Origin of the sequence: Denitrificimonas halotolerans, from assembly GCF_034259425.1 — a bacterium.
Taxonomy (GTDB): Bacteria; Pseudomonadota; Gammaproteobacteria; order Pseudomonadales; family Pseudomonadaceae; genus Denitrificimonas; species Denitrificimonas halotolerans.
The window spans coordinates 1-403 of record NZ_JAXIVU010000053.1; the positions used below are offsets into that span (position 1 = coordinate 1).

The window sequence follows — 403 nt, forward strand, 5'->3', positions numbered from 1 at the left end:
ACCACGGTGTGATTCATGACTGGGGTGAAGTCGTAACAAGGTAGCCGTAGGGGAACCTGCGGCTGGATCACCTCCTTAATCGAAGACATCAACGTCTTCATAAGTACCCACACGAATTGCTTGATTCGAACTGTATAAAGCTTAGAAGTGAATATTTAACTTTCAATTCAGTTGATCGCTTGAATATTGATTTCTGATCTTTATCAGAACTGTTCTTTAAAAATTAGGTATGTGATAGAAGTAAAAAGACTGAATGATTACTTTCACTGGTAATCATTTAGGCTAAGGTAAAGTTTGTGAGTTTTTTAATTGCGAACTTTCGGCGTAATATCGCTCTTCACGTTATAGACAGTAACCAGATTGCTTGGGGTTATATGGTCAAGTGAAGAAGCGCATACGGTGG

1 rRNA gene is annotated in these 403 nt (G+C 39.0%); it reads left to right on the forward strand.

The features are described from left to right. Positions 1-78, forward strand: a 16S ribosomal RNA gene (locus TOI97_RS13235); the annotation flags it as partial. Between the last annotated feature and the right edge of the window lie 325 nt (positions 79-403).